Source organism: Capnocytophaga sp., assembly GCF_030532915.1.
Classification (GTDB): domain Bacteria; phylum Bacteroidota; class Bacteroidia; order Flavobacteriales; family Flavobacteriaceae; genus Capnocytophaga.
Map to the genome: position 1 here is coordinate 1 of NZ_JAUNKD010000034.1, position 21,783 is coordinate 21,783.

The window sequence follows — 21,783 nt, forward strand, 5'->3', positions numbered from 1 at the left end:
TCAAAATTCCTCTGAATCAACGCCCAACCGATGGAGTTGGTTCCTAAATCAAGTCCGAGTATGTATTTCATTGTTATGATTTTTTATATTTTATAGGCACAAAATTACAAATAAAAAGTTAAATAATCTACACAATACTTATTTTTTTTATTTTTTACTTCCGAAAATAATCCTAATAAAATTTCTGTATGTTTTTTTAAACGCTTCCCCCTATTGATTGGTTTGTTTTTTGAGGTGGCTTATAATGCATATCCGTTAGTTAAAAATATTTATCTCCACTGATTTTCAGAGAAATAAACAAATTATAATTACGAAATATAACATTATTTAAACAAAAACGAAATGGCTTGAAATTGTCCTTATTCAGAACAAAATCAAGCCATTTCCCGATTGTGAAACAAACTTTATTTTCCGCCGAGGATACCACCAAGCAAATCGCCCAAACCTCCTTTGTTGGCCGATTTCCCGCCTAACATTCCGGCTAAATCATCCATAACATTTCCGTCTTTATTAGCATCTAAAAATGAGGTCAATAGGTTACCTACATTGTTATTTCCGCCTAAAAATCCGGAAAGTAAATCGTTTAATCCGTTAGACGAAGAAATATTGCTATCAGATACTTTCTTTCCTAAAAAACTCATTAAAACGGGCGCTAATGTTTGCAATATTTGCGATACATTCGCAGAAGAAACCCCTGTTTTTGAACTAATTGCATCGGTAAACATCGCTTGTTTATCCCCTAACAAATGCCCTAAAATTCCGGCTCCGTCTTTGGTTATTTCATCGTTTTTTCTCTCAAAAATACTACCTAAATTATTTATCAAACTTCCGTCGTGTTTCTCGCTTTGCAAAGCGCTTAACAATCCATTGGTATCGGCTTCCTTACCCGAGTTTTGGAAAGCTCCCAACAACAATGGTACAGCCGTTTCAATTACCGATGAGGCTTGCTGTGAAGAAATACCCGTTTTTTGACTCGCACCATTGACAATTTGTTGAAGCGTATCCCCTCCTAAAAGTTCAAAAATCCCTGTCATTTTTATTATTTTTTAAATTATACTTATCTTATTTTAACAAATTTATGATTTGTTGTGCTAATTCCAGACTAACTCTCTCTTGTGCTTCTTTTGTGGTTGCTCCTATGTGAGGCGTTAGTGAAATATCAGGGTGCATCAACACTCTAACTGACGGAACAGGTTCATTTTCAAACACATCTAATCCGGCAAAACTTACTTTTCCAACATCCAAAGCATTAATCAAAACCGCTTCGTTTAGCACACCACCACGCGCTAAATTGATGATTCCCACACCATGTTTCATCACACTAAACTCTTCTTTATCAATAAGATACTCTTTTTGGGATGGTAAATGTAGTGTAATAAAATCAGATTGCGTCAATACCTCTTCCCGCTCAACGGTTTTAATGGTAAAGGTCATTTCTTGTCCGTTAAAAAACGAAAGCACCACATCAGCTTCTTTCACAAACGGGTCATAAGCTAATACCTTCATTCCTAAACCAATAGCTGTTCGGGCAACAGCTTGACCAACACGCCCGAACCCAATAATTCCGAGTGTTTTTCCGCCGAGTTCCACTCCGTTGGAATAGGCTTTTTTAAGTTCTTCAAACTGAGCATCTCCGTCAAGAGGCATATTTCGATTGGCATCGTGCAAAAATCTGGCTCCTGAAAACAAATGAGCAAAAACCAACTCCGCCACTGAATCAGCCGATGCTGTGGGCGTATTTATAATATGAATATTTTTCTGCTTAGCTGCCTCAATATCAATATTATCCAGACCAACTCCTCCCCTGCCGATAAGTTTAAGTGTTGGACAGGCATCTATCACTTCTTTGCCCACACGAGTTGCCGAACGCACCAATAACACTTCAATTTGATGTTCGTTGATGTAGTTAGCCAACTGATTTTGAGCTACTTTAACTACAATTACCTCAAAACCTTTCGCTTCTAATAATTGCTTTCCTGCTTCCGAAATTCCGTCGTTTGCAAGTATTTTCATAGTACTGTTAATTAATTGAATAAGTGTACAAAAATAACATTTTCTTTTTAAGATTACAACCTAACTTCTAACAATTCCATTGCCGAAGTTGTTACGTGCAGTTTTTTACACGTTGCCGGAAAAAGCACCGTTTCTCCTTGATTTACTGAAACTTCCAAATTTCCGTCGGAAAGAATACCACTGCCTTTCACACACATATAAATATGAAAAGAATCATCCGATGCGATTTCTTTTTCAAAATCGGCTGTTAATTTTAAATAATTGGTCACGAAATACGGGCAATTCACCATTTCATTGGTATTATTTTCTGATTTTGAGTAGTTTACCTTAAAATCATCTTTCTTTTCGTAATCAATGGCATCAAGGGCTTGCTCGGTGTGCAGTTCGCGCAAATTTCCGTTTTTATCCTTGCGATTGAAGTCATACACGCGATAGGTAATGTCGCTTGTTTGCTGAATTTCAGCAATGATAATGCCCCCACCAATGGCGTGTACTTTTCCGGTGTTGATGAAAAAAGTGTCGCCTTCGGTTACTTTTTCATAGTTCATTATATCGGTAAGCGACCCATTATCAAGGTGTTGCTGATATTCTTCACGAGTTACGTTTTTGTTAAACCCTACGATGAGTTCAGCTCCCGGGTCGGCTTGCATTACGTACCACATTTCGGTTTTTCCGAATGAATTATGACGTTTTTTTGCCAATTCATCATTGGGATGCACTTGAATGGACAAATCTTCACGGGCATCAATAAATTTTATCAAAATCGGGAAATCAGCTCCAAATTTTTCATAAACGTGCTTTCCTAAAAGCTCATCGGGATACAAATGTATCAAATCTTGTAGTGATTTTCCGGCAAATTCGCCATTGGCAACCACCGAAATATCGCCTTTTACTGCTGATACTTCCCAGCTTTCGCCCGTAATATCGGTTTCGATAGGTTTGTTAAACAAGGTTTTAAGTTTTGTGCCGCCCCAAAGACGTTCTTTTAAAATAGGCTTAAATTTTATTGGATACATACTTTTAATTGTTAAAATTTGACAAAAATAAAACTCAAAATTCAACTTTATGATGAACTCTGAGTTTCAATATGTTAAGATGCTATTTGCAATCCAGATTTGTTTAATTTTTCTTCGGCGTATTTTTTGGTTACCACCAATTCTTTTCTGTCAGAACCCGGCAACTCAAACATCGCATCGGTTAAAATACTTTCACAAAGCGAACGTAACCCTCTGGCTCCGAGCTTGTACTCAATGGCTTTTTCAACAATAAAATCAAGTGCTTCGTCTTTGATTTGAAAGTCGATACCGTCCATTTCAAAAAGTTTTTTATACTGCTTGATAATGGCGTTTTTAGGTTGCGTCAAAATCATTCGTAACGTATTCTTATCCAGCGGATTCATATACGTAAGTACGGGCAAACGACCAATAATTTCAGGGATTAAGCCAAAATCTTTTAAATCCTTCGGAATGATGTATTGCATCAGATTTTTCTTGTCTGCCACAATTTCCTTTGAGGAATTGAACCCAACGGCTTGCATATTTAACCTTCTGGAAATCACTCGTTCAATACCGTCAAAAGCTCCACCGGCAATAAAGAGAATATGCTCTGTATTGACCTCAATATATTTTTGGTCGGGGTGTTTGCGCCCGCCTTTTGGGGGTACGTTTACGATAGAACCTTCCAACAATTTCAACAAACCTTGCTGCACACCTTCGCCCGAAACATCGCGTGTTATGGACGGATTGTCGCTCTTGCGGGCAATTTTATCAATTTCGTCAATAAAAACGATCCCTTTTTCGGCTTTGGCTACGTCATAATCAGCGGCTTGCAAAAGGCGGGTCAAAATGCTTTCCACATCTTCACCCACGTAACCGGCTTCGGTTAGTACAGTGGCATCAACAATCGCTAGAGGAACATTTAACAACTTCGCTATGGTTTTGGCTACCAGCGTTTTACCTGTTCCTGTTTCGCCCACCATAATGACATTACTTTTCTGTATCTCTACATCATCTTCATTATCAGGTTGTTGCAGTCGCTTATAATGATTATAAACTGCCACGGATAAGATTTTTTTGGTAACATCTTGCCCTATGACATACTCGTCAAGAAATGCTTTGATTTCTTGTGGTTTTTTCAGCGTAATATTCTCGGTTAGAGCATCGGCTTCGAGTCTTCTAAAACTCATTTCCTCTAACAGAATTCCGTTTGCCTGTTCAATGCAATGATTACAAATTCGGGCTTCTAACCCATTGACTAACAATTCGGTTTCAACCTCAGGACGCCCACAAAACGAACAGTAATTATCTTCTTGTTTTTTCGCCATTTTTTATGCTTTTCTGACAAGAACCTCGTCAATCATTCCGTATTCTTTGGCTTCTTCGGCTTTCATCCAATAGTCGCGCTCTGAATCGTTGTACACCTTTTCAAACGGTTGTTTTGAATGCTGAGCGATGATTCGGTAAAGGTCATCTTTAATTTTGAGCATTTCTTTCAGATTGATTTCCATATCGGTAGCCACACCTTGCGCACCTCCCGAAGGCTGGTGAATCATAATACGGGCGTGGGGCAAGGCAGAACGCTTTCCGTCGGCTCCGGCACATAATATTATGGCTCCCATTGAAGCAGCCATTCCGGTGCAAATCGTTGCCACATCGGGTTTTATGAACTGCATCGTATCATAAATCCCTAATCCGGCATAAACCTCTCCACCGGGTGAATTGATGTAAATCTGAATATCTTTTGAGCTGTCTAAACTCTCCAAAAAGAGCAGTTGCGCCTGAATGATGTTTGCCATTTGTGAGTGGACTTCGGTTCCCATAAAGATAATCCTGTCCATCATCAATCGCGAAAACACATCCATTTGCGTTACATTGAGTTGGCGCTCTTCCATAATGTAAGGCGTCATACTCGCCACGATTTTATCGTAGTATAAACTATTTACGCCGTGTTTTTTAACGGCATATTTTTTAAATTCGCTTTTATAATTCATCGGTTTTTGTTTTTTTTATTATACACCTAATTTACAGACAAATACCTTTGCCAAAACAACAAGGTTTTGACAAAGGCTTTGAACAATTAATTTAAAACAAAATTTTTAAACCTTTTATGTTTTTGACGAAACTAAACCTCGTCGGTTTTGTAAACTTCTTTTATAAACTCGTCAAACGTAGCTTTTTTAGCTTTGATGTTTACGTTTTCTTTATAAAATTCCAGTAACTTATTGAAAACCAACTGTTGGTTAATTCGTTGTACTTCTTCTCTGTTTTGTAATATTTTTGTTACGATACCATCAACATAACTATCGTCATCAGCAGGCATTCCGTATTGAAGCAACTGATTTTTAACATACGTATTAGCAAAGCCTTTTAGCTCATCAACAGTAGGATGTAAATTATTGTCTGACAATATTTTACCTTCAATCAATTGATAACGAAGCCCTTTTTCTGATTTTTCGTATTCTTCGTTGGCTTCCGCTTCGGTGAGCTCTTTTTCACCTGCGGTGCGCAACCATTTTTTCAAGAATTCCGAAGGCAAATCAAATTTGGTATTATCTACCAGATAATCAGTAACTTCATTTAAAAAATGCTGATTGGATTGTTCAGCATATTGAAGCGCTGAATTTTCTTTGATTTTTTCACGCAATTCAGCCTCAGAAGTTACGGTTCCCGCGGGGAACAACTTATCAAAAAGTTCTTGATTCAGTTCGGCTTGCTCACGCACATTCACCTCTTCAAGCGTAAAAGTTACTTCAACATCTAAATGATGCGCATCATCGTGCGACACCTTTAAATAGTGCATCAAATCGTGCGCATCGTTGAACAAATTTTTGGTTTGAAACTGAATTTGGTCTCCGATTTTTTTGCCAACCAATTTTTTACGGCTTTCTTTGCTTACTTCTTCTAACTTGAAAGTGGTTTTATTGTCAATGTTTTTCGCTTCATTGAAGAAAGTTCCGGTGATTTCAATGTCATCTTGGTTTAAAACTTCTCCTTTTGCGATTAATTTACCAAATTGTTTGGCGATGCGCTCCACTTGCTTGTCAATTTGGCTCTCTTCCACTGAAATTTCATAACGTGTAATTCCGTTTTTGGGTTTCAAATCAATGTCAAACGACGGCGCCAACCCGATTTCAAATTCAAAAGTGAACGTATCGGCATCCCAATCAAAATCTTGTTTGGCTTTCGGAAGCGGATTTCCTAAAATATCTAATTTTTCGTCAATAAGGTATTTGTTTAACGATTCCTGCAACAATTTGTTCACTTCGTCAAACAAAACAGCTTTTCCGTATTGTTTTTTTATCATTCCCAGTGGCACGTGTCCTTTTCTGAAACCGGGAACATTGGCTGTTTTTCGGTAATTGGTAAGTACTTTTTCTACCTTATCTGTATAATCATCTTTTTCAATAACAACCGTTACAACGGCATTTAAAGCATCAATTTGCTCTTTTGTAATATTCATAACTATTTATATCTGAAATTTTGAGCTGGCAAAGGTACGATTTTATGCGCAAACAAAAAAATTTTTTTACTAAAAGACTTTTTAAGGCTGATTTACGTCCCTAAACCTAATTTTAGTGGATTAACATAGCCTTCCTACTTGGTATCGTCTTTAGGGTATAAATATGTAAGTGTTTGACGTAAATTCTTGATAAGTGCCAACAAATAATTGAATTGTTCTTCAAAAAGTTGGATTTCACGCATTGAAACGATTGATTGACCGGCTTTTTCCGCTCTTTTTTCCAAATTTTCTTTCATTTTTTGCTGAATTTCTTCCAATGAAAAATTTTCCGGATTTTCCCCTACGGAAAACGACTGCAAAACACCGTCAAGCGAATCAATCAAAATGCTAATCGCCTGATTGAACACCACTTCCGGAAAAGTTGTTTTTCTGGATTTTAACCGCACACCCAACGAAGCCACCGATGCCAAAAACGATTGTTGGATTACGATAACCCCGTATGCCGAAACTTTATCAATTTGCTTCGATTTAGGTTCTTGCATCATTCGCTGAAAAGTACTGTTCAAGTTGGAAAGCGCCAAAAAAGCCTCCTTCCGCGCTATTTTATAGGCGTTGGCAAATTCTTCTTGTTCATTGAAAACGGACTTCACCTGCTGCAAATAAGCAACATTTGCCCGCATTGATTTTTGAATGGCATCACGATAAGTTCTGTGTTCCCAAGTGGGCAAAATCAGGTAGTTAGCCACAAAAGCGAGCCCCACGCCAATGGCGGTATCCAGCAAGCGATCGTGCAACACCAAGTAAACGTCAGGACTGGCAAGGGCAAACATAAAAACCGCGCTAATGGTAATAAAAACAGAGGCGTACATATAATTTTCCTGCATCAAACCAAAAGCAATGGGCATCGTGAAAATCCCCACGAAAAGATACAGATTTGGATTCGAAAAAAAATAAATCAACGTGAAGGCAACCGCTCCGCCCAATATTGTTCCATAAATACGACTGAGTGAACGCTCTTTGGTTAGCCCGAAACCGGGGCGCATAATGATAAAAACCGTCAAAACAATCCAATACGCATTGCTAATTGCAAAACAATCGCCTATAAAATAAGCCGTTAAAGCCGTTACGGAAAGGCGCACGGAATGCCTGAAAAATGACGATTTAAGTGAAAGATGGTCTTTGAGCCGTTTCCACGAATAATTCTGGTAACTGACAAATTTTCGGTAAGAAGCCACATCGCGGGGCTGGATATCCTGTAAATAATAATTCTCAAAAATAATTCGGATGTTTTCTACGGAATTATACTGATTTTCAATATAAATATAAAAATTCCGAACGATTAAAAGTTTTTCGGCATCAATTGGGTTTTGCCAAGCGTTTTTCAGTCGCTCAACTTCGTTTTTAGCTTGTAACAAACTATATTTCAAACGATTATTCAATGTAACTTTTTGGCGATGCCCTATGTAGGTAGCCATTTCACATAACTGGCTTGAAAGTTCGGTAAGAAAATCGTGATACAAACGCAAAATCAGTTCGTTTTTTTCAAAATAAGCGTCTATTTTTTCATACGGAACCGGATTTGCCAGCGCCAACTCAAAAATATCTACCAGCTCAATAAACATCAAAAATTGCCGTTGCAAATATTCGGTTTTGCCCGATTTGGAGCGTGAATCCAGAATTTCCTCCCGCAATTTTTCGTAATTTTCATTCAAAGCAGTTTGTAAATCAATCATTTGCCGAAAACCTTTGGTACGATTTTTTGAAAGAAGCAACCCTGCCCGAACCGAAAAAAAATCAGCCGTCAGTAAAAAACACTTGCCTAACAGTTGCTCGCTGTATTGTCGTGGTTTAATTTTCAAATACAACAGCACCAACAAAATATACCACAATCCGCCTAAAAAAATATAAAATAAATGCCAAAGAACGGCTGTTCCGATTTGCAGGTGCGACAGTGTTGAAGCGATACTGAATAAACCCGAAAACGCCACCATCGAGGCACGAAATCCGTAGAGTGAAATATAGGCATTCACAAAAGTTAATCCAAAGATTGCCAACCACATTACGTAAGGATACGGGTGTGAAATATTAATAAAAAACGAACTGAGCATTGCCAAAAACGTAGCCATCAAAATCCCCCCGATGTGATGCTTTCGGTTTCCCGGAATATCGCTGGGTGAAATGGCTATAATGGTAACTCCCACGGCAACACCTGCCTCCAACGCATCAAAATACCAACCCAACCCAATAGGCACAACCACCGCTATGGTTTTGAGAATACCTTTGAAAAAAGAAAAACTTTTAAAAAAAGAAATGATGTTTAAATACATTTTTTTAGTATATTCGCCACAAAAATAAGAAAGAAAGCCAAAAGCGAAAAACGCAAAGCAAAAATTCAATTCATCAATTTTAATATCTTGTTAATTTACAAAATGTTACCCAATCACGACATACAGAACTGCGTTAGCACACTCCAAAACAAAGGTGTTATCCTCTACCCTACCGATACGGTTTGGGGGCTGGGTTGTGATGCCACCAATGCCGATACCGTTGCCAAAATTTTCGAAATAAAACAACGCAACGAAAGCAAAAGTTTAATCGTTTTGGTTGATTCGGAAGCTATGTTACGGCATTATGTTTCCAAAATCCCTGATTTTATAACCAGTTTTTTGAAAGAAAGCTATCAACCTACCACTATTATTTATCAAAATCCAAAAAATTTGGCAAAAAACGCCATTTCATCAGACAATACCATCGGAATACGATTGGTTCAAGACGATTTTTGCAAAAAAATGATTCATTCTTTTCAAAAACCCATCATTTCAACATCGGCAAACATCAGTGGCGACAAAACGCCTGCCGTTTTCAATCAAATCAACCCGAAAATCATTGAAAAATGTGATTATGTCGTTACATTTCGGCAAGATGACCTCCAAATTAAACAACCATCACGTTTAGTTAAATTTTCCCCCAAGGGGCAACCTATTTTTTTAAGATAAAACACTGACAATATGGATAAAACAAAACAAATCAGATACGACAAAGCCTATATGCGAATGGCAATGGAATGGGCAAAATTATCACACTGCCAACGCAAAAAAGTAGGCGCCATTATCGTTAAAAACCGAATGATTATTTCCGACGGATACAACGGCACACCCACCGGCTTTGACAATTGTTGTGAAGATAACAAAGGCGACACCAAGTGGTATGTGCTTCACGCTGAGGCTAATGCCATTATGAAAGTCGCCGCTTCAACACAATCATCACAAGATGCCACGCTTTACATCACGATGTCGCCCTGCAAAGAATGCAGCAAACTCATTCATCAATCGGGCATAAAACGAGTGGTTTACAAAGAAAATTACAAAGACAACGAAGGTATTCTTTTCCTTGAAAAAGCAGGCGTTGAAATTGTTCACCTACCCGAAATTGAGTAAAAAATATAGCAAAAACACATTATTTTTCGTTTTTAAAATAAGTTTTTTTACTTTTGCAGGCAAATAAAAAACACTATGTTGAAAATTAAGCATCTAATCATATTTTTCTTTTTCATCGGAAACAGTCACATCGTCCTATCACAAAACAGCAACGGTAGTGGAACTATTGACGTTCAGCAGATTTCATCAGTTGATGTGGATAATATTTCGGACGAACAGCTCAGAATGTATTGGAAAAAGGCTCAAAGCCAAGGAATTACATTAGATCAGCTTATTACCGGCGCCCGAATGAAAGGTTTGTCGGACATTCAGGCAATGAAACTCCGCCAACGTATTTTACAACTATCCTCTAAAAGTCAAAACAATTTAAATCAGAAAGATAGCTTCTCATCAACACCTGACGATATTCCGTTTGGATACACGGGTGAAGAAAAGAAAGATTCATTGGCTTTACAAAATAAAAAAGATTCGATTTTCGGTATGAATTTTTTCAAAAACCCGAAAATTTCATTCACCCCGAATATGAATATGGCAACGCCTGAAAACTATCAGGTAGGTCCCGGTGATGAACTGTTGATTGAGGTTTGGGGCGCTACCGAAGGCTCATTCAGCCAAACAGTTGATAATCACGGAAATATATTCATAAATGCTATCGGAAAAATAAACGTTTTAGGGCTTACGTTCAATGAATTAAAAACAAAAATCAATTCGTATTTAAAACGAATTTACTCCGGTATTTCAGCTCCCGAAGGAAGTTACAACAAAATATATTCGGGGGTTTCCATCGCAAAGGTTCGAACCGTTAAAGTGAATATCATCGGTGAGGTTGCCGTTCCCGGAACTTATTCACTAAGTGCCTTATCAACAGTGCTTAACGCTCTTTATGCCTGCGGCGGACCTACCGAAAGTGGTTCGTTTCGTGAAATTAATCTGTTTCGTGGCGGGCAAAAAATAGCATCGTTTGACATCTATAAATTTTTAATCGACGGTAGCGAACAAGGAAATCTTCCGTTGAAAGACCAAGACGTTATCATTGTTCCGCCCTACATCAACCGTATTTTGATTGAAGGCGAAGTGAAACGAAAAGGAGCTTACGAAACCAAAGAAAGCGAAACACTTTCCGATTTAATTACGTTTTTTGGAGGATTTACCTCCGATGCCTTCACTAACACGTTGGTGGTGGAACGCATCAAAAACGCCAAACGAGAGGTAAAAGAAGTGGCTTTTGAAAATATTTCGGATTTTGTGATGCATAACGGTGACAAGCTCAAAGTGCACCCCATTACCGATGAATATCAAAACCGACTAAGCATCGGAGGCGCTGTATATCAACCAGGTACATATGAATTTAAAGAAGGAATGACCGCCTACGATTTGCTAAACAGAGCCAACGGAATCAAAAAAGAAGCCTCACTTGACAGAGGAATTATTTTCAGAACCTTGAACCGGGCAGATTACCAAACCATCAGTTTTTCGGTGAAAGATTTGATTGAACAAAAAGAAAATATCACCCTGAAAGACAATGACAGTCTTCACATCTTTTTTAAAGATTCGTTACGAATGGCGCGCTTTATAAAAGTGGAGGGTGCGGTAAATAAACCGAAAGAACTTCCGTTTATGGAAAATATGACCGTAAGCGATGTTATTGCACTGGCTGGCGGACTCTCACAAGGGGCTGATGCCGCTACCATTGATGTTTTCCGTGAAATTAACGACGGTGATTTTCAAAAATTAAGTCAAGATTTTAAAGTTTCGGTTGATAATCAATTAACGCCTGTTTCAGAGCAAATTACGTTACAACCCAACGATGTGGTTTCGGTGCGATACGTAAAAGGATACACACCAATGCAAACGGTAACGGTTGAAGGCGAGGTGCTTTACCCCGGTGTTTACAGCATTCGCACCAAAAACGAACGCATTTCTGACCTTGTTGAGCGTGTGGGCGGTTTTTCACCGTATGCTTACATTCAAGGGGCAACCCTTATCCGTAAAAAATTGGACGAAGCCGACATCAAACAAGAACAATTTTTAGATGAAATCGTCACTATCAGTAATTTAAGCGATGATGGAGAGGCAATGAAAAAAGTGGAAAAGAAACTTACCGAATACCGCATCGGGATTGATTTAAAACGCATTATGGCACACAAACACAGCAAATATGACTTGATACTCAACGAAGGCGATGTTTTGTTGGTTCCATCTGAAAAACAGACCATTGAAATCAAAGGTGAGGTTTTGGCGCCGTCGTTGGTACGTTTTCAAAAAGGCTTATCACTTCGGGAATATGTGAATCGGGCGGGTGGCTTTTCGGACAGAGCCAAAAAACGTTCAGTGTACGTAATGTACGCCAACGGTGATATTAAATCTACCAAGAATTCACTGTTTTTCAAAAACTATCCCGAACTTGCCCCAGGCGCCATCATTGTTGTTCCGTCAAAGCCGGAACGCCAACGACTTTCAACGGGTGAAAGCATCGGTATTTTGTCAGCAATCACCACTATGGGCGTACTGATTTACAATGCAATAAAAAATTAATTAACACGAACGATTAACATGAGTAACCATCAGCCACATATAGCCAATGACGAAATCGATTTAACCGAATTGTTCCGAAAAATATGGAAATCCAGAAAAGTAATTTTATTATTTACGTTGGTTTTCTTTCTTTTTGGCGTATTGATAGCCTTATCTGTACCCAAACAATATACAGCTACCACCATTATGATTCCGCAAACCTCTAATGACAAACTATCGGCAGGTGGTTTGGGAGGACTCGTTGCAATGGCTGGTATTGATATCGGAGCTACCTCTTCTGAAAGCATTCCAATAACCACCTATCCAAAAATCATCAATAGTATTCCGTTTAAGAGAAAATTAGCACGAACCCCTCTCAAAATTGAGAAAGTTCAGAATGAAATCACGTATGAGGAATACAGTAACAACCATATAAAACCAAGATTAATTGATAAAATTTCACAATACACAGTTGGTTTACCCTCTTTACTTTTCAGTGAAAGAGATGATACAAATTACAACTTTGCAAATCAAACTGATTCTATTTTAAGTCTTTCAAAGCAAGAACAAAGTGTTTTAGGACGAATTGAGCAAGAACTATCACTTGAAGTAAATGAAAAAGAAAGTATCATAACACTCTCATATACAATGAATGAACCTCTTGCCGCAGCACAAATGCTACAACGAGCTCAAAACCTTTTGCAAGAGACCGTAACCGAATTTAAAGTTCAAAAAGCCCGTGAAGAACTCAATTTTATAAAACAACGTTATGATGAAGTAGAAAAAGATTTTAAGGCAAAACAATTTGCACTGGCACAGTTTCAAGACCGCAACCGCGATCTTTTTGGTTCATTACCACAAACCCGATTACAACAACTCCAAACTGATTTTAACCTCGCCTTTAATATCTATTCAGAATTATCCAAACAATTAGAAACCAAACAAATAAAAATAAAAGAAGTACAACCTATTTTTACCATCATTGAACCCGTTAGTGTGCCTAACCAGTACTCTAAACCACAACGGGCGATTGTGATTACAATATGGACATTTTTAGGCATTGTTTTGGGTATCGGTTTTATTTTTATAAAAGATTTTACCAAAGGCACGAAAAAGCAAAACCTTGAAAATGAGTAAAAAATACCAAAAAACAATTCAATGTTTCAATAAATGAAATATTATCGTATCTTCGCACTTTTATTACTATGAATATTTACGAGATTGAATCTGCCAAATTGTTGCTTGAAAAACAACTGAAAATAAGCATCATACCCCACAAAAACCCCGACGGAGATGCCATTGGGAGTTGTTTGGGGCTTTACCATTATTTAAAACAACATAACCTTGATGTTACGGTGGTTTCACCCAACGATTTCCCTGAATATTTGAAATGGTTGCCCGAGTCTGACAAAATACTCATCTATGACCATAACCCACAGCAGGCTACCAGGCAGATTGAAGCATCAAAACTGATTTTCACGCTGGATTTCAACTCACTCAAACGAGCTGACAGCCTCACTCCAATTTTAGAGGCTTCAAAGGCAAAATTCATAATGATTGACCATCATCAAGCCCCCGAAAGTTATGCCGAAATTACGTTTTCAAACCCAAAAGCAAGTTCCACTTGTGCGATGGTTTATTCGTTTATTGATGCGATGGGCGACAAAAATTGCATCAATGAAACCATTGCCACTTGCCTCTACACCGGAATTATGACCGATACCGGAAATTTCAAATACCCATCAACAACCAACAACACCTTTAAAATTGCTTCTTTTTTAATTGAAAAAGGTGCTGACAACAGCCAAATCAACAGCAATGTTTTTGACAATAACTCGTTTGATAAGTTACAGTTGCTCAGCGTTGCGCTCAATAATATGGTGTATTTGAAAGATTACAACACAGCCTACACCACACTAAGCACTAATGAATTACTAAAACACAATTGCCAAAAAGGTGATACTGATGGGTTTGTAAACTATGGCTTGACTATCAAAAACACCAAACTGGCCGTGATTTTTATTCAAGAAAATGACTATGTAAAAATATCGTTCCGGTCAAAAAATCAGCACGATGTAAACGCTTTTGCACGAACTTACTTTAACGGCGGTGGGCATATCAATGCTGCCGGCGGAAAATTTGACGGAACTATTGAACAAGCCGTAGCTTTCTTTTTGGAAGTGCTTCCTAAATTCCAGTAACAAATTCAATGATACACACAAACATAACAAAACGATGGTTTTTCGGTTTTTTAGCGCTGTTTCTAGCTGTTGCCTGTAACAACAAGCAAGCGCGCCGACCTATTTCCGTAAAAACGGGAAATACTTTTTTGAAAGAATCTGCCAAGAAAAACAAACAGTTGCTCAACTCGGAAGAAGCCCTCATTGATTCCATCATAAAAAAGGACACACTCCACACCTTTGTTGATTCACAACACGGATTCAAATTCTATTATTTGCAACAAAACCCCGAAGCGGACTATACGGCGCAATTTGGCGATAAAGTAACCTATAATTACGGAGTTTCAGACCTTTACGGCAATGAAATTTATACTCATTTTCAAAATGCACGATATGACTACTTAGTTGAAAAAGAAGAGCTTTTCTCGGGCTTGCGCTCTGCCTTAAAAATTTTAAAAGAAGGCGAAAGCGGCGTATTTTTCTTTCCGTCGGAATTAGCATACGGATACCGAGGCGATAAGGACAAAATTGAAAGCAATCAGCCCATTGTCGCGAAAATTGAGGTTTTCAAAATTGAAAAAAATGAAAATCCGCCTGTTGAAATAACCCAAAAACCCGAAAAAGACTCGGTTCAATAAAAAAACAAATAGCAACCTTTTATACTTATTTTTAAAGAAAAACGAATTTTAATTTTAATTAATAATCTTATGAAAAGAATCAATCTACTTATGCTGCTAATGAGCACAATGTTGTTTTTTAGCTGCAAATCACAGAAAAATTCAAATCTTGGCGAAGGCTTGTTTGCCGATATCCAAACCACCAAAGGCGATATCATAGTCAAACTTAATTACGAGCAAACGCCCATAACCGTTGCCAATTTTGTGAGTTTGGCAGAAGGCAACAACCCTTTTGTGAAAAGCGAATACAAAGGCAAACCTTATTATGACGGAATTATCTTCCACCGTGTGATTAAAGATTTTATGATTCAAGGAGGCGACCCCACGGGAACCGGAATGGGCGAACCCGGATATCGCTTTGAAGATGAAATCGTTGACAACTTAAAACACGATAAAAAAGGAATCCTTTCAATGGCTAACGCGGGTCCTGCCACCAACGGAAGCCAGTTTTTCATCACGCACGTTCCCACACCGCATTTAGATGGGCGTCATACTGTTTTTGGTGAAACCGTGCAAGGTTTGGAAGTCATTGACTCTATCGCCAATGTAAAAACTGCTGAAGCCGACCGCCCTGTTAATGAAGTGAAAATCAACAGCGTAAAAATCATCCGCAATGGTAAAGAAGCCGAAAAATTTAATGCTAAAAAAACCATTGAAGATTATTTTGCCAACCTAAACAAACGCGAAAAAGAACGCGAAGATAAGATCAAAAAAGCTACGGAAACGTTCCTTACCGAAATAAAACAACAAGAGCCGCAAGCCAAAACATTTCCGTCGGGTATCAAAATCGTTTCCTTAAAACAAGGCAACGGAACAGCCCCCAATCACACCCAAGAAGTGTTGGTAAATTATGCCGGTTATCTCGCCACGGGTACTTTATTCGATTCAAACGTAAAAGAAATTGAAGAGGCATTTGGCAAGTACAATCCTGCTCGTGAGCGCGGCAACGGATATGTGCCTTTCCCGATGGCTTACAACAAATCGGCTCGCCTTATCCCTGGTTTCAGAGAAGCCCTACTCACAATGAAGGTAGGCGATAAAGTGCGCGTATTCATCCCTTCAGCATTGGGCTATGGCGAAACAGGTGCCGGAGATATCATCCCGCCCAATAGCGACCTTATTTTTGATATTGAAATCGTTGATATTGCAAAATAATTCGGTCATCGACACCACAACATTATAACTCCTTCAACAAGGATATCATACAGAACCTTTGTTAAAACGTATATTTTGACAAAGGTTTTTTCTTTTTTAAACTTTAAACGTTTCCGAAGTTAAAACAGCTATTTTCAATACACTCATTCTTTTTTAACTTTATTTTTTTCGTTTTTTATCGTTTTAAATTTGCATTTTTCAAAAAAAAGTAAGTACTTTACGCCCGATTTGTATTTTTAAAACAATTTTAAACAAGCAAAAAATGATGAAAGTTAAAAATTATTTGTTTCTTTCGTTTGTTTTCGGGCTGTTTTTCAGTTCTGTAATGGCACAAACGAAAGTCTCTGTAACCGGAATGGTTACTGACACCAACGGAATGTCCCTTCCGGGGGTAAGTGTAGTGATTAAGGGGAGTGCCAAAGGGGTCTCAACCGATTTCGACGGCAAATATGACCTGCAAGCATCTCCTAATCAAACACTTGAATTTAGTTCAATCGGTTTTATATCACAACAAAAAACCGTAGGAAGTGCCAACCAACAAACCATTAATGTTGTTCTGAAAGAAGAAACCCAGCAGTTAGACGAAGTGGTGGTTACAGCTCTGGGAATCAAACGTTCTGAAAAAAGTTTGTCATACGCCACCCAAACCGTTTCAGGCAAAGAACTTACCGACGTGCCTTCGAGCAACGTACTCAACACCTTGGCAGGAAAAACCGCCGGTATGAGCGTTTCAAGCGCGGGGGCAGGCGTGGGAAGTTCCGTAAAAATCGTACTTCGCGGGAATCGGTCTATTCAAGGGAACAACCAACCCCTGTACGTAGTTGACGGAACACCTATCAGCAGCGGGGCTTTTGCCGACAACAAACTTGGCGATGGCTACGGCGGAGGTGCCGATACCGGTGACGGAATGGCAGGTATCAATCCCGAAGATATTGAAAGTATTAACGTACTGAAAGGAGCTACCGCTGCCGCCCTATACGGAAGTCAGGCTGCCAACGGGGTTATTTTGATTACCACCAAACGCGGAAATGCCGAAAAAATGTCCGTGTCAATCACCTCATCTGTCCAAGCCGATATTCCGTACCTTACGTACAAATTTCAAGACCGTTACGCAATGGGTACTAACGGCGTAAACCAACTAACCAACGATGCTTGGGGTGCGGCTCGAACCAATGAAGACCTCAGCAACAACTTTATTAACGATTTCTTCAACACCGGATTTATGGCTCAAAATGGTATTTCGGTAAGCGGAGGCAACAACACCACAAAAAGTTTCCTCTCGTACCAAAACACCACAGCCACGGGCATTATGCCGCAAAACACATTCAAAAAGCACAATTTAAGTTTGCGCTCAACCACCACGCTTTTCAATAATTTTATTGAAATAGACGGAAGCATTGCGCTCACCAAACAAGATACTGACAACGCTCCGACAGCACCGGGACAATACTTCAACCCGATTTTGGGGCTTTACCTCTTTCCGGAAGGCACTACGGCTTTAAACCACTATCGCAATATGTACGAAGTGGCAAACCCCGCCCGCAACGGATTGATGCGAATGAATTGGGCACACGAAAACGACGTGAACAAAAATCCATATTGGTTAGTAAACCGTCATAATTACAGTTTCGGCGTTGAAAAAGCCATCGTGAAACTCAACACCAAATTCAATTTCACCAACTGGCTGAATTTACAACTGCGCGGAAGCTATGACACCACCGCCACATTGGGCGAACGAAAAGTACACTCGGGCGTAACCACACTGGCGGGTGCTAACGGACGTTACGAACACAAAACTCAAAATTACTCGCTTTTGTATGCCGATGCTCTTTTGTCGGCTAACAAATCGTTTGAGCGTTTTTCAGTAAGTGCCACTTTGGGTAGCAGCATTTCAACCACCAAAGAAAACACCAATGAAATCCAGATTCACAATTTAGTGGTTCCGAATTTGTTTGACCTGCGCAACTACACGGGTATTGAAGGTGGTACTGATAACGAGAAAAAACACAGACAGTTACAATCGGTTTTCGGAACGGTTTCACTCGGATATAACGAAATGGTGTTCGTGGACGTTACCGGTCGTAACGATTGGTCATCAACGCTTCCTGCCAACAACCGAAGTTATTTCTATCCGTCAGTAGGTACTTCATTGGTTTTCACCGAAATACTAAACAAAAGCAACGCGAAACCTACGTGGCTTGACTTTGGAAAATTGCGTTTTTCGTGGACACAAGTAGGTAACGATATGCCTTGGGGGTTAACCGAACCTTACGACAAACTTCAAAAAGGCGGCATCATCGTAGCCAATACCGTTAAACCTTTTGACGATTTAAAACCCGAACGCTCCAACTCATTAGAAGCCGGTATGAATCTTCGGCTTTTCAACAATCGCTTAACCTTAGATGCTGCCGTTTACAAAACCATTACGGAAAATCAGTACTTTAAGGTAGATAACACTTCCGGTTCGGGTTATTCGCAATATTACATCAACGCCGGAAAAATCCAAAACGAAGGGCTTGAAATCACCTTGGGCTTCACCCCGATACAAACCAAAAGCTTCACTTGGAACGGATATTTAAACTATTCGACCAATAAAAACAAAGTTCTTTCACTGCCCGAGCAGTATAAAGACAAAGGTTTTGAAATTTCATCAGTGGCGTATCGTTTCCGTTTGAAAGAAGGCGAAGAATGGGGGCATATGTATGAAAAACGACTAAAACGCGACCAACAAGGCAACATCTTGCTTTCACAAACTATCGATAACGGAAATGACAGCGGCGTGCAACTCCAACAAAGTGATGATTTTGAGTACATCGGCAATGTAAATCCTAAATTTTTGATGGGACTCAAAAATGAATTTACTTACAAAGGTTTTGCCCTCGGCTTTTTAATTGACGGGCGTTTTGGCGGTAACGTGCTTTCGTCCACACAGAATTTCCTTGACAGATTCGGGCGCAGTGACCGTACTGCCGATGCCCGTGATAACGCAGGCGTTCCCGTGCAAGGCATTTTGACTACCATCACCAAAACTGCCGGTAGCCCCGATGTTACCACAACGAGCAACTTCGACGGAAAAATCGATGCACAAACCTATTATAAAACCGCTCCGGCGGGTGAAACATCTGTGTATTCGGCAACTAACATTCGTTTGCGCGAAGTGTCACTTTCGTACACCTTACCTAAAACAATGATCGAAAAACTGAAATTCGTGGAGAGCGTTCGGTTGGCTTTAATCGGGCGTAACTTGGCTTTCTTCTACAACGAAGCGCCCTACGACCCCGAAATTACTCTTTCAACCGGCAGCAACGGACTTTCAAATGCCGATTTGTTTAGCATTCCGTCATCAAGAAGCATCGGTTTCAGTATCAATATTAACTTATAATTAAGAAAAGATGAAAAAAACAATATACATTAAATTAGTGATAGCTCTGGCGTTGCTTACCAATATCGGATGCACGGAAAGCTTTGACGATTACAATCGTGACCCCTACGCATTAAACGATGATTTCAAAAAAGCAGATTGGCTGTATCTGAAAGCCTTCTTTCCGCAAATGCAACAATCCATTTATTACAATAACAGTAAAGGAAATTGGGAATTTCAGATTGCACAAAACCTAAATGCCGACCTGTTCAGCGGATATTTAACCCCGCCAACGCCTTTCAACAGCGACCGCAATAACATCAATTATCATATGATGGAAGGTTGGAATGAGTTTGCTTTCGGTATGTACAATAACAACATTATGAAACCGTGGCTCAACGTAAAGGCACAAACTCTTGATAAAGGTGAGTTTTTAGACGTCTACGGCGTTGCTCTGATATTAAAGGTTGCCGGAATGCACAAATCAACCGACCTTTACGGACCAATCCCCTACTCCAAATACGGACAAGGCGGTACCACAACGCCCTACGATTCGCAAGAAGCTATCTATAAGCAGTTTTTTACTGAACTTGATGAGGCTTTTACCTATTTAGACGGACATCTTAAAGGAGCAAACAGCAGCATCAACCGCTTAGGGAGCGATGACCTTATTTACGGAGGTGATTACAAAAAATGGCTCAAATGGGCGAACTCTCTTCGGCTTCGTTTAGCGATACGTATTTCAAAAGTAAATCCGGTTTTGGCACAGCAAGAAGCCGAAAAAGCCGTTCAAAACGAATACGGCGTGTTTGAAATTAACGGACATAATTCCGTAGTGCCTACCACCAATATGGGGCATCCGCTTATTGTTATCGCCAACGACTACACCGATTCACGAATGAGCGCTGATATGGAATCCATCTTAACAGGACTTAACGACCCGCGCTTGCACGAGTATTTTTCCGTAGCCACCGATAGCGATGCCTCCATAAAAGGAAAGTACAAAGGTATCAGACAAGGAATTAATATGGTGAGTAAAAACCTGCGCGTTAATTATTCCACCTTGGGTGCGCGCTACGATATGTCGAAACGAAATTCCACGCCCGTTATTTTAATGACCGCCGCCGAAGTGTATTTCTTGCGTGCTGAAGGAGCTTTACGCGGTTGGGCGATGGGCGATACACCTGAAAACCTATACAAAGCCGGCATTGAAATTTCAATGGGGCAATGGGACGTAACCGGTGCAAACACCTACATAGCCGACGCTACCAGCAAACCCGCCGATTACACCGACCCCAAAAACACCCAGTACAACGCTCCCGCTGCTTCAAAAATTACCGTAAAGTGGGATAATGCCGCTTCAAACGAAGTTAAATTGGAGAAAATCATTACCCAAAAATGGATTGCAATGTTCCCCGACGGTGCTGAGGCTTGGGCTGAATTCCGCCGAACAGGCTACCCGAAACTCTTCCCCATTGTGGAGAATTACAGCGCCGGTGAAATCGACTCAAACATAATGATTCGTCGCCTTCGCTTTCCACAAAACGAACGAAACGGTTCCAACAAAGAAGAAGTTACCAAAGCCGTACAATTCTTAAAAGGGGCTGACTCCCCCGGAACAAGACTATGGTGGGACACCGGTTCGGCTAATTTTTAATGACATACTTTTGATTATTTTTACTGAAAAGCTACCCGACTTTTGGGTGGCTTTTCATTTTTCGCCCTAAAAAAGCAACTAAAACACTTTTTATCTTTATTTTTTTACAAAAACCACCTTTAAAAAACAACACTAAAAACCAACAACTTACAAAAAACTCACACAAAAAAAAATATTTTTTTTACTTTTTTTTGAGCAAACTATTGCAGATATGAAAATTTGTTGTACATTTGCAACCGCAATGAAACACTAGCGACATTGCATTATCGAGATTGAGGTCCGTTCGTCTAGGGGTTAGGACGCCAGGTTTTCATCCTGGTAACAGGGGTTC

16 protein-coding genes are annotated in these 21,783 nt (G+C 39.5%); 9 read left to right on the forward strand and 7 right to left on the reverse strand.

Features of this window, described 5'->3' with window-relative positions; translation table 11 throughout:
• Positions 1–404: 404 nt before the first annotated feature.
• The 7 genes from Q4D72_RS09820 to Q4D72_RS09850 form a co-directional block, all read right to left on the reverse strand.
• Entirely contained in the window at positions 405–1,034 is a 630-nt protein-coding gene (locus Q4D72_RS09820) for a DUF937 domain-containing protein (protein WP_303077679.1), read from the reverse strand.
• 28 nt (positions 1,035–1,062) lie between these two features.
• The gene (locus tag Q4D72_RS09825) at positions 1,063–2,013 is read right to left on the reverse strand and encodes a D-2-hydroxyacid dehydrogenase (protein ID WP_303077680.1); all 951 of its coding nucleotides are present in this window, start codon (positions 2,011–2,013) and stop codon (positions 1,063–1,065) included.
• Between the two features lie 53 nt (positions 2,014–2,066).
• Positions 2,067–3,029, reverse strand: coding sequence for a type I phosphomannose isomerase catalytic subunit (locus Q4D72_RS09830; protein ID WP_303077681.1), 963 nt, complete (start codon positions 3,027–3,029; stop codon positions 2,067–2,069).
• A gap of 74 nt (positions 3,030–3,103) precedes the next feature.
• A complete protein-coding gene (clpX, locus tag Q4D72_RS09835; RefSeq protein ID WP_303077682.1) occupies positions 3,104–4,336 on the reverse strand; it encodes an ATP-dependent Clp protease ATP-binding subunit ClpX in 1,233 nt (410 codons plus the stop codon).
• A 3-nt stretch (positions 4,337–4,339) separates the two neighbouring features.
• Complete coding sequence (locus tag Q4D72_RS09840) at positions 4,340–5,002, reverse strand: ClpP family protease (protein WP_303077683.1); 663 nt, start codon at positions 5,000–5,002, stop codon at positions 4,340–4,342.
• Positions 5,003–5,133: 131 nt separating this feature from the next.
• Positions 5,134–6,471 carry a trigger factor gene (gene tig / locus Q4D72_RS09845; protein ID WP_303077684.1) on the reverse strand — a complete coding sequence of 446 codons (1,338 nt, stop codon included), beginning with the start codon at positions 6,469–6,471 and terminating at the stop codon, positions 5,134–5,136.
• 134 nt (positions 6,472–6,605) lie between these two features.
• Entirely contained in the window at positions 6,606–8,798 is a 2,193-nt protein-coding gene (locus Q4D72_RS09850) for an FUSC family membrane protein (RefSeq protein WP_303077685.1), read from the reverse strand.
• A 102-nt stretch (positions 8,799–8,900) separates the two neighbouring features.
• Here Q4D72_RS09850 and Q4D72_RS09855 point away from each other — a divergent pair, with 102 nt between their 5' ends.
• The 9 genes from Q4D72_RS09855 to Q4D72_RS09895 all read left to right on the forward strand — a co-directional run bounded on the left by Q4D72_RS09855 (position 8,901) and on the right by Q4D72_RS09895 (position 21,452).
• Positions 8,901–9,467, forward strand: coding sequence for an L-threonylcarbamoyladenylate synthase (locus Q4D72_RS09855; protein WP_303077686.1), 567 nt, complete (start codon positions 8,901–8,903; stop codon positions 9,465–9,467).
• A 12-nt stretch (positions 9,468–9,479) separates the two neighbouring features.
• Positions 9,480–9,908 carry a dCMP deaminase family protein gene (locus Q4D72_RS09860; protein ID WP_303077687.1) on the forward strand — a complete coding sequence of 143 codons (429 nt, stop codon included), beginning with the start codon at positions 9,480–9,482 and terminating at the stop codon, positions 9,906–9,908.
• 75 nt (positions 9,909–9,983) lie between these two features.
• Positions 9,984–12,443, forward strand: a complete 2,460-nt coding sequence (locus Q4D72_RS09865; protein ID WP_303077688.1) for an SLBB domain-containing protein — start codon at positions 9,984–9,986, stop codon at positions 12,441–12,443.
• A gap of 18 nt (positions 12,444–12,461) precedes the next feature.
• Complete coding sequence (locus Q4D72_RS09870; RefSeq protein ID WP_303077689.1) at positions 12,462–13,559, forward strand: Wzz/FepE/Etk N-terminal domain-containing protein; 1,098 nt, start codon at positions 12,462–12,464, stop codon at positions 13,557–13,559.
• A gap of 68 nt (positions 13,560–13,627) precedes the next feature.
• The gene (locus tag Q4D72_RS09875) at positions 13,628–14,623 is read left to right on the forward strand and encodes a bifunctional oligoribonuclease/PAP phosphatase NrnA (protein ID WP_303077690.1); all 996 of its coding nucleotides are present in this window, start codon (positions 13,628–13,630) and stop codon (positions 14,621–14,623) included.
• Between the two features lie 8 nt (positions 14,624–14,631).
• A complete protein-coding gene (gene gldI / locus Q4D72_RS09880; protein WP_303077691.1) occupies positions 14,632–15,240 on the forward strand; it encodes a gliding motility-associated peptidyl-prolyl isomerase GldI in 609 nt (202 codons plus the stop codon).
• A 69-nt stretch (positions 15,241–15,309) separates the two neighbouring features.
• Positions 15,310–16,434, forward strand: a complete 1,125-nt coding sequence (locus tag Q4D72_RS09885; protein ID WP_303077692.1) for a peptidylprolyl isomerase — start codon at positions 15,310–15,312, stop codon at positions 16,432–16,434.
• A 262-nt stretch (positions 16,435–16,696) separates the two neighbouring features.
• Positions 16,697–19,816 (forward strand): SusC/RagA family TonB-linked outer membrane protein, encoded by a 3,120-nt coding sequence (locus tag Q4D72_RS09890; protein WP_303077693.1) that lies wholly within the window; start codon positions 16,697–16,699, stop codon positions 19,814–19,816.
• 10 nt (positions 19,817–19,826) lie between these two features.
• Positions 19,827–21,452: a RagB/SusD family nutrient uptake outer membrane protein gene (locus Q4D72_RS09895; RefSeq protein WP_303077694.1), complete on the forward strand. Its 1,626-nt coding sequence runs from the start codon at positions 19,827–19,829 to the stop codon at positions 21,450–21,452.
• Positions 21,453–21,783: the final 331 nt, after the last annotated feature.